At 77.0% G+C, this 10,436-nt stretch carries 1 protein-coding gene; it reads right to left on the bottom strand.

The features are described from left to right. Positions 1–8 precede the first annotated feature (8 nt). Positions 9–10,403, bottom strand: coding sequence for a type I polyketide synthase (locus tag AC067U_RS19015; protein ID WP_478830882.1), 10,395 nt, complete (start codon positions 10,401–10,403; stop codon positions 9–11). Between the last annotated feature and the right edge of the window lie 33 nt (positions 10,404–10,436).

Here is a 10,436-nt window from a genome sequence, read left to right as displayed (position 1 = left end):
CGGGCACGTCAGAAGTTGCTGTTGCTGGTGGTGTTGCCGGGGGTGTCGTCGTCCTCGGGGCCGCTCCCGCCGTCGAGGGCGAGGTCCAGGAGGTCCTGGAGGTCCATCTCGTCGATGGACGCGGCCGGGTCGGCGGGGTCCGGGCCGGCCTCGTCGGCGGCGGCCGGGGTGTCGGGTCCGGCGAGCTGCAGGAGGGTGTCGAGGAGTCCTGCGGCGCGGATGCGGCCCAGCGGGATGGTCGCCAGGGTCCGGCGCAGCTCCGCGTCCTGCGGGTCGGTGTCCGGGTCCGCCCCGCCGGTCGCGCCGGCCGCCGCACCGCCGCCGGTCTCCCCGGCGAAGAGGGTGTGCAGCAGGTGGCGGGTGAGGGCCTGCGGGTTGGGGTAGTCGAAGACGAGGCTGGACGGGAGCCGCAGCCCGCACGCGGTGCCGAGGCGGTTGCGCAGGTCGACGGCGGTCAGCGAGTCGAAGCCGAGGTCCTTGAACGCCCGGTCGGGTGCGACGGCGTCCGCGGACGGGTGGCCGAGGGCCGCGGCCGCGTGCTCGCGCACCAGGTCCAGGAGGGCCGTGTCCCGGTCGTCCCCGGACAGTTCGGCCAGCCGGCGGAGCAGGTCCGCGGACGGGTCGCCGGTGGCCGCGGTCCCGCCGCCGGCGGCCGGGTCCTGGCGCAGGGCGGCGCGTACCTCGGGCAGCTCCTCGATCAGCGGACGGAGCCGGGCAGCGGCGAACACGGGCGCGAACCGCGCCCAGTCGACGTCGGCGGCGGTCACCGCCGGGTCCTGGCCGGCGAGGGCGCGTTCCAGGGCGAGGAGGTTCACCGGCGGGGCGACGGGCGGCAGTCCGCGCCGGGTGAGCTGCTCCTCGGCGTCGCCCTCGGCGGCCATCCCGCCGTCGGCCCAGGGTCCCCAGGCGATCGCGGTGGCGGCGAGCCCGCGGGCCGCGCGGCGTTCGGCGAGCGCGTCGAGGAAGGTGTTCGCGGCCGCGTACGCCCCCTGGCCGCCGCTGCCCCAGGTGCCGGCGATGGACGAGAAGAGGACGAACGCGTCGAGGGAGTCCGGCGCGTCGAACAGGGCGTCGAGGTGGACGGCGCCGGCCGTCTTGGCGGTGACGACCCGGGCGAAGCCGGGCAGGTCGGTGCCGGTGCCGGGCGGCTGGGAGACGCCGGCGGCGTGCACCACGGCGCGGACCGGGGTGCCGTCGGCCGCGAGGCCCGCGACGAGCGCTGCGAGCGCGTCCCGGTCGGTGACGTCGCAGGCCGCGAGGGTCACGGCCGTGCCGAGCGCTTCGAGTTCCGTACGGATCCCGGCGGCGCCGGGCGCGTCGGCTCCGCTGCGGCTGACGAGGACCAGCCGCTGCGCGCCCCGTTCGGCGAGGCGCCGGGCCACGTGGCGGCCGAGGGCGCCCGTGCCGCCGGTGACGAGCACGGTGCCGCGCGGGGTCCACGGGGCGGTGGAGCGGGTGTCGGCCGGGGTGGCTCGGACGAGGCGTCGGACGAGGGTGCCGGCGGGGCGGATCGCGAGCTGGTCCTCGTCGCCGGCCCCGGTGAGGACGTCGGTGAGCCGGATGAGGGTGCGCTCGTCGTACGCCTCGGGCAGGTCGACGAGGCCGCCCCAGCGGTCGGGGTGCTCCAGGGCGAGGACCCGGCCCAGGCCCCAGACCTGGGACTGGGCGGCCCCGCCGAGGGTGTCGCCGGGGGCGGCGGCCACGGCCTCACGGGTGGTGCACCACAGGGGTGCGTCGCCGAGGCCGGGGACGGCGCCGGGTCCGGTGAGCGCGGCGGCGAGGGCGTGGGTGAGGGCGAGTCCGACGGGCACCGAGGGGTGCTCGGGGTGCGGCCGCTCGTCGAGCGCGAGCAGTGACAGGACGCCGGTGACCGCTCCCCCGGCCGCCGTCTCGCGCAGCCGCTCGGCCAGGCGGGCCCGCAGAACGACCGGGTCGCCGTCGGCGGTGTCGAGCGGGAGCGGCAGGATCCGGGCACCGCCGTCGGCCAGGTGGTCGGTGACGGCGCGGACCCACGGGTCCTCGGCCTGCGCGGCCGGTACGGCGACCAGCCAGGTGCCGGCGGGGGCTGCTGTTCCGGTGGCCTGACCGCCGGTCCACGGCTGCCAGGTGACGCGGTAGAGGAGGGAGTCGGCCCGGGCCTGTTCCTGCCGGCCGCGCCGCCAGGCGGACAGGGCGGGCAGGGCGGTGCCGAGCGGCTGGTCGCCGTCGATGTCGAACTCGGCGGCGAGCGCGGCCAGGTCGGCCCGCTCCACGAGGTCCCAGAACCGGGCGTCGGCCTCGCTCACGGCCGAGCCGCCCTGCGTCCGCGCGTCCGCGGGCGCGGCGGCGGGCTCGGGCCAGTGGCGCCGGGGCTGGAAGGGGTAGGTGGGCAGGTCGACGCGGCGGGCGCCGGTGCCGGCGTAGAACGCCGTCCAGTCGACGGCGGCGCCGTGGACGTGGGCCAGGCCGAGGGCGGAGACGAGGGTCTCGGCCTCGGGGCGGCCCGCGCGCAGGGCCGGCGCGAACACGGCGTCCTCGGTCACGCAGTCCTGGGCAAGGGCGGAGAGCACTCCGTCGGGCCCGAGTTCGAGGTACGTGGTGACGCCCGCGGCCTCCAGGGCCCGCATGCCGTCGAGGAAGCGGACCGCCTCGCGGACGTGCCGGACCCAGAAGTCGGCCGAGCCCATCTCGTCGGTGACCAGGGCGCCGGTCAGGTTGGAGACGACCGGGATCCGGGGGGCGGCGTACGTGATCCCCTCGGCGACCTCGCGGAAGTCGGCGAGCATGCCGTCCATGTGCGGCGAGTGGAAGGCGTGGCTGACCGTGAGCCGCTTGGTCTTCCGGTCGGCCAACGCCTCGGCGACGGCGGCCGCCGCGTCCTCGTCACCGGCCACGACGACCGACTGCGGGCCGTTGACCGCGGCGATGCCCACCCGGTCGGTGAGCAGCGGGGCGACCTCGTCCTCCGAGGCCTGGACGGCGATCATCACCCCGCCGGCCGGGAGCGCCTGCATCAGCCGGCCGCGGGCCGCGACCAGGGTGCACGCATCGTCCAGCGAGAGCACCCCGGCGACGTGCGCGGCGGCGATCTCGCCGATCGAGTGGCCGGACAGGAAGTCCGGGCGCAGGCCCCGGCTCTCCACGAGGCGGAACAGGGCCACCTCGACGGCGAACAGGGCCGGCTGGGTGTACTCGGTCCGGTCCAGGAGCTCGGCGTCGGTGCCGAACAGCACCTCGTTCAGAGGCAGTTCGAGGTGCGCGTCGAGCCGCTCGCACACCGCGTCCAGGGCGGCGGCGAACGCGGGCTGGGCCGCGTACAGCTCCCGGCCCATGCCCGGCCGCTGGCTGCCCTGCCCGGTGAACAGGAAGGCCAGCCGACCGCCGGAGGCCGTCCCGCGGGTCAGCCCCGGGGTCGGCTCGTCGGCCGCGAGGGCCGCGAGCGCGCCCAGCAGGCCGGCGCGGTCGGCGGCGGTGACCGCCGCCCGGTGTTCGAGGCCCGCCCGGCCGGTGGCCAGGGAGTACGCCAGGTCCAGGAGACCGGAGCCGTCCTCGTCACCGGCGCCGGTGAGGGCTTCGGCCGCGGGCAGCAGCCGGGCGGCCTGGGCGCGGAGCGCCTGCGGGTTCCGGGCCGACAGGACGTACGGGAACGGGCCGGCGGCCGGTGCCGTGGGGGCCGGCGCGGGCCGGTCCGCGGACTCCGGGGCCGGGACCGGTGCCTGCTCGATGATGGTGTGGGCGTTGGTGCCGCTGATGCCGAACGAGGACACCGCGGCGCGCCGCGGCCGACTGGTCTCGGGCCAGGCCGTGGTCTCGGTCAGCAGGGCGATGTCGCCCGCGGTCCAGTCGACCTGCGGGGTGGGCTCGTCCACGTGCAGGGTCTGCGGCAGCACCCGGTGGCGCATGGCCATGACCATCTTGATCACGCCCGCCACACCGGCCGCGGCCTGCGTGTGACCGATGTTCGACTTGATCGAGCCGAGCAGCAGCGGCTGCCCGTCGGGTCGGTCCTGGCCGTAGGTGGCCAGCAGCGCCTGGGCCTCGATCGGGTCGCCCAGCCGGGTTCCGGTGCCGTGCGCCTCGACGGCGTCGACCTCGGCGGGCGCCAGGCCGGCGCTCGCCAGGGCCGCGCGGATCACGCGCTGCTGCGAGGGCCCGTTGGGCGCCGTCAGACCGTTGCTCGCGCCGTCCTGGTTCACGGCCGAGCCACGGACGACCGCGAGCACCGGGTGGCCGTTGCGGCGGGCGTCCGAGAGCCGCTCGACGAGCAGCATGCCGACGCCCTCGCCCCAGCCGGTGCCGTCCGCGCCGGCCGCGAAGGCCTTGCAGCGGCCGTCGGGGGCGAGTCCGCCCTGGTGGCTGAACTCGCTGAAGGTGCCCGGCGTCGACATCACCGTCACGCCGCCCGCGAGCGCCAGGCTGCACTCACCGGCCCGCAGCGCCTGGATGGCCCAGTGCAGGGCGACCAGCGAGGAGGAGCAGGCGGTGTCGACGGTGACGGCCGGGCCCTCCAGGCCCAGGGCGTAGGCGACGCGGCCGGACATGATGCTGCCCGCGTTGCCGGTCATCACGTGGCCGAGGACGCCGTCCGCGTCGGCGGACCGCTCCAGCTGGGCGTCGTAGCCGGTGTAGGAGGCGCCGACGAACACGCCGGCCCGGCTGCCGCGCAGCGTCGAGGGGTCGATGCCGGCCCGCTCGACCGTCTCCCAGGCGGTTTCCAGCAGGAGCCGTTGCTGCGGGTCCATGGCCAGGGCCTCGCGCGGCGAGATCCCGAAGAAGTCGGCGTCGAAGGAGTCGGCGTCGTGGAGGAACCCGCCCTGGAAGGCCTGGCCGTGGCCGGCCTCGGCGGCACTCAGCTCGGCGGTGTCCCAGCCGCGGTTGCCGGGGAGCCCGGCGATCGCGTCGCCGCCGGTCTCGACGAGCCGCCACAGCTCCTCGGGGGTGCGGACGCCTCCGGGGTAGCGGCAGCTCATGGCGACGATCGCGATGGGGTCGTCGGCGGCGGCCGTGCCCGGTGCCGCGACCCGGCCGGACTCGTCCTCCTCGCCGAGGAGTTCGGCGCGCACCTGGCGGGCGAGGGCCGTGGGCGTCGGGTGGTCGAAGACGAGTGTGCTGGGCAGGCGCAGGCCGGTGGCCGCGCCGAGCCGGTTGCGGAGCTCGACGGCGGTCAGCGAGTCGAAGCCGAGGTCCTTGAACGCCTTGGCGGGCTCGATGTGTTCGGCCGAGGCGTGGCCCAGTACGGCCGCGACCTGCGCCCGTACGAGGTCCAGCAGGGCGCGGTCCTGTTCGGGGCGGGTGAGGCCGGCGAGGCGTTCGGCGAGCGGGGTGCCTCCGTCGGACCGGGTGCGTGCGGTGCGGCGGCCCGCCGGGCCCAGGAGTTCCCGGAGGACGGGGGCGACCGGGCCGGGGGCGGCGGCGTCGCGGAGGGCGGCCGGGTTCAGGCGGGCCGGGACCAGGGCGGGCCGGCCGGAGGCCAGGGCGGCGTCGAGCAGGGCCATGCCGTCGGCGGCGGTGAGGGCGCCCATGCCCTGCTGCTCCATGCGGCGCAGCTGGGCCTCGTCGAGTGCGCCGGTCATGCCGCTGGCGTCGGCCCACAGTCCCCAGGCCAGGGCCGTGGCGGGCAGGCCCTGGTGGTGGCGGTGCTCGGCCAGGGCGTCCAGCAGGACGTTGGCGCAGGCGTAGTTGGCCTGGCCGGCGCTGCCGAGGGTGCCGGCGACGGCGGAGTAGAGGACGAACGCCGTGACCGGCAGGTCGCGGGTCAGCTCGTGCAGGTGGAGGGCGGCGACGGCCTTCGGCCGCAGGACGGTGTCCAGGCGTTCGGAGGTGAGGGAGCCGATCGTGCCGTCGTCGAGGACGCCCGCCGTGTGGACCACGGTGGTGAGGGGGTGTTCGGCGGGTATCGCGGACAGTACGGCGGCCAGGCCGTCGCGGTCGGCGGCGTCGCAGGCGGCCCAGGTGACCTCGGCGCCCAGGGCGGTGAGTTCCGCGGTGCGTTCGGCTGCGCCGGGCGCGTCCGCGCCGCGGCGGCTGAGCAGCAGCAGCCGGCGTACGCCGTGGGCGGTGACGAGGTGGCGGGCGACGATCCCGGCGAGGGTGCCGGAGCCACCGGTGATCAGGGCGGTGCCGTCCGGGTCGACGGCGGTGCCGCCGGCCGGGCCGGTCATCCGGGTGTGGCGCAGCCGCGGGACGTGGACGGCGCCGTCGCGCAGCAGCAGCTCCGGCTCCCCGGAGGCCAGGGCCGCGGCGAGGCCGGCCGGGGCGGCCGGGTCGGCGAGGTCGGGGACGTCGGCGAGGACGAAGCGGCCGGGGTTCTCGGTCTCCGCGGAGCGCAGCAGACCGCGAACGGCGGCGTGCGCCAGGTCCTCGCCGTCCGCGCCGGGGCCGGTCACCGTGCCGCTGGTCAGCACGACGAGCCGGGAGGCCGCGAACCGGTCGTCCGCGAGCCAGGCGCGGACCAGGGCGAGCGCCCGGTGCGTGGCCTCGCGCAGGGCGTCCGGGCCGGTCCCGGCGGACTGCCGGGGGAAGGGGGCCAGGACGTACGCCGGTACGGGGGCGCCGGCGTCGACCGCCGCGGCCAGCTCCGCCAGGTCGGCGTGGCGGGTGGCCGGGCCGACCCCGGCCGGGCCGAGGACGGCCCAGCCGCCGGCCGGCCCGGCCGCCGCACCGTGGGTGCTCGGCTGCGGCAGGGGGGTCCAGTCGAGCTGGAACAGTGCCTCGCGCACGACGGCCGGTACGGGCTGCGGGGTGCCGGTGGCCTCGGCGGCCGTGAAGGGCTGCGGGGTCAGGCGGCCGACGGTGGCCACCAGGTCGCCGTGGTCGTCGGCGAGGTCCAGGGCGAACGCCGGGCCGGCGGAGCCGTCGGCGGTCGGCCGGATGCGGACGCGCAGGGCGCCGGCGCCGACCGCGTGCAGGGTCACGTCGGACCAGACGCTGCCGGGTCCGGTGCCCGCGCCACGGCCGTCGGCATCGGCATCGGCATCGCCGGCCGCCAGGGCGGCCGCGGCGTGCGCGGCGGCGTCCAGCAGCACCGGGTGCAGGCCGAACGCGGCGGCCTCCGGCCCGCCTTCGGGCAGGCGGACCTGGACGAAGTAGGCGCCGTCCAGGTGCCAGGCCGCCTCCACGGCCCGGAACAGCGGGCCGCGCCGCAGGGCGTCGTCGGCGTCGGCGTCGGCGTACAGGGTGCCGATGTCGAGGGGTTCGGCTCCGGCGGGCGGCCACGCGGTGAGGCCGGACGGGTCGGGGGACGCCGGGTCCGGTGCACCGGGGGTGAGGACGCCCCGGGCGTGGCGGGTCCAGCCGCTGTCCTCGCCGAGGTCGCCGCCCTCCGGCCGCCCGGAGACGGTGAAGGCGCGGCGGCCCTGCGCGTCGGCGCTCTCGACGAGCACCTGGACCCGTACGCCGGCGCCGTCGGCGGGCAGCACGAGCGGGCTGTCGAGCGCCAGCTCGGCGACGTGGCCGCAGTCGGCCTGGTCGCCCGCGTGCACGGCGAGTTCGACGAACGCGGCGGCCGGCAGCACGGCCGCACCGGCGAGGGTGTGCTCGGCGAGCCAGGGCTGGGCGCGCAGGGAGAGCCGGCCGGTGCAGAGCAGGCTGTCGGAGCCGGCGAGGGTGACGGCGGCGCCCAGCAGCGGGTGCGTGGCCGGGTCGAGGCCGGCCACGGTCACGTCGCCGGCCGCGGCGGCGCCGGGCTCCAGCCAGTAGCGCTCGTGCTGGAAGGCGTAGGTGGGCAGGTCGGCGCGCCGGGCGCCGGTTCCGGCGAAGAACGCCTGCCAGTCGACGGCGGCGCCGTGGGCGTGGGCGCGGGCGAGGGCTTCGAGGGCCGTCTCGGGCTCGGGCCGTCCGGCGCGCAGCGCGGGGACGAAGGCGGCGCCGTCGCCGGTGACGCATTCCTGGGCGAGTGCGGACAGCACCCCGTCGGGCCCGAGTTCGACGTACGTGGTCACTCCGGCCGCCTCCAGGGCGCGGACGGCGTCGAGGAAGCGGACAGCGTCGCGGACGTGCCGCACCCAGAACTCGGCCGAGACCGTCTCGCCGGTGACGGGGGCGCCGGTCAGGCAGGAGACGACCGGGATCTGCGGGGCGCGGTACGTGAGCCCCTCGGCCACCTTGCGGAAGGCGTCGAGCATGCCGTCCATGTGCGGGGAGTGGAAGGCGTGGCTGACGGTGAGACGCCTGGTCTTGCGGCCCTGCGCCTCGAAGTGCGCGGCGATGGCGGCGGCCGCGTCCTCGTCGCCGGCGACCACGACCGACCGGGGTCCGTTGACGGCGGCGATGCCCACCCGCTCGGTGAGCAGCGGCAGGACCTCGTCCTCCGCGGCCTGGACGGCGATCATGGCGCCGCCCGCGGGGAGTTCCTGCATCAGCCGGGCGCGGGCGGCGACCAGGGTGCAGGCGTCGTCCAGGGAGAGCACGCCCGCCACGTGGGCGGCGGCGATCTCGCCGATGGAGTGCCCGGCGACCGCATCCGGGCGCAGGCCCCGGTTCTCCATGAGGCGGAACAGTGCGACCTCGACGGCGAACAGGGCCGGCTGGGTGTACCGGGTCCGGTCGAGGAGGTCCGCGTCCGTTCCGAACAGGACGTCCTTCAGGGGCAGTTCGAGGAGCGGGTCGAGGCGGCCGGACACCGCGTCGAGGGCGTCCGCGAACGCCGGGTGGGTGTCGTACAGCTCACGCCCCATGCCGAGGCGCTGGCTGCCCTGCCCGGTGAACAGGAACGCGGTCCTGCCCTCGGCCGCGGTGTCCGTGACCAGGCCCGCGGCGTCCTCGCCGGCGGCGAGGGCGGCGAGCGCGGTGTCGAGCTCCTCGTCCGTACGGCCCAGGAGCACCGCGCGGTGCTCCAGCGCGGCACGGCCGGTGGCGAGCGTGTACCCGAGGTCGAGGGCCGGGGTTCCGACGGCGCCGCGGGTGCGGGCGGCGATCAGCCGGGTCGCCTGGGCGCGCAGCGCGGCGGCGGTCCGGCCTGAGAGGGTCCAGGGCAGGACGGCGGGCCGGGCCGGTGCCGGGGCGGGTTCCTGCCCCTCCCCCGGCGGTTCCTCCTCGGGGGCCTGTTCGATGACGGTGTGCGCGTTGGTGCCGCTGACGCCGAAGGCGGACACGGCCGCGCGGCGCGGGGCCCCGGTCTCGGGCCAGGCCATGGGCTCGGTGAGGAGCGACACCGCTCCGGCCGACCAGTCGACGTCGGGGGTGGGCTCGTCGATGTGCAGGGTCTGCGGGAGGACTCCGTGGCGGATCGCCATGACCGTCTTGATGATGCCGGCGACACCGGCGGCCGCCTGGGTGTGCCCGAGGTTCGACTTGAGGGAGCCGAGGCGGAGCGGCCGGTCGGCGGGGCGGTCCTGGCCGTAGGTGGCGAGCAGGGCCTCCGCCTCGATGGGGTCGCCGAGCCGGGTGCCGGTGCCGTGGGCCTCGACCGCGTCGACCTCGGCGGCCGACAGGCGGGCGTTCTCCAGGGCCTGCCGGATGACGCGCTGCTGGGAGGGGCCGTTGGGCGCGGTGAGGCCGTTGGAGGCGCCGTCCTGGTTGACGGCGGAACCGCGGACCACGGCCAGCACGGGGTGCCCGTTGCGGCGGGCGTCCGAGAGCCGCTCCACGAGCAGGACGCCGACGCCCTCGGACCAGCCGGTGCCGTCGGCGGCGGCGGCGAAGGACTTGCAGCGGCCGTCGGCGGCGAGGCCGCGCTGGCGGCTGAACTCGACGAACACGTCGGGGCCGGGCATCACGCACACGCCGCCGACCAGGGCGAGCGAGCACTCGCGGCCGCGCAGGGCCTGGGTGGCCAGGTGCAGGGCGACCAGGGAGGAGGAGCAGGCCGTGTCGATGGTGGCGGCGGGGCCCTCCAGGCCGAGGACGTAGCTGACCCGGCCGGACAGCACGCTGGTGGCGCCACCGGTCAGGAGCAGCCCTTCGAGGCCCTCCGGGACCTCCCTGAGGTCGGCGCCGTATCCCATGGCTCCCGCGCCGACGTAGACGCCGGTGCGGCTGCCGCGCACGGACGCCGGGTCGATTCCGGCGCGCTCGAACACCTCCCAGGAGGTTTCGAGGATCTGGCGCTGCTGCGGGTCCATGGCGAGGGCCTCGCGCGGCGATATGCCGAAGAATCCGGGGTCGAACAGGGTGGCGTCGTCGAGGAATCCGCCGCCGGTGTTGTAGAAGGTGCCCTTGCGGTCGGGGTCGGGGTCGGCGAGGGACGCGATGTCCCAGCCGCGGTCCTCGGGGAATCCGGTGATGGCGTCACCGCCCTCGGACACCAGCCGCCACAGGTCCTCGGGGGACCGTACGCCGCCGGGGAAGCGGCAGCTCATCGAGACGATGGCGATGGGCTCGTGGGCGTCCTGCTCGACCTCCTGGAGGCGGCGGCGGGCCCGCCGGAGCTCCGTGGTCATCCACTTCAGGTTTTCGAGAAGCTTTTCTTCGTTCGCGCCGGCCACTGGAACGTCACCTCCTGGAGAAATGCGGAATGC

The organism is Streptomyces sp. NPDC043853, from assembly GCF_056436025.1.
This window is presented reverse-complemented; position numbering and strand designations above follow the sequence as displayed.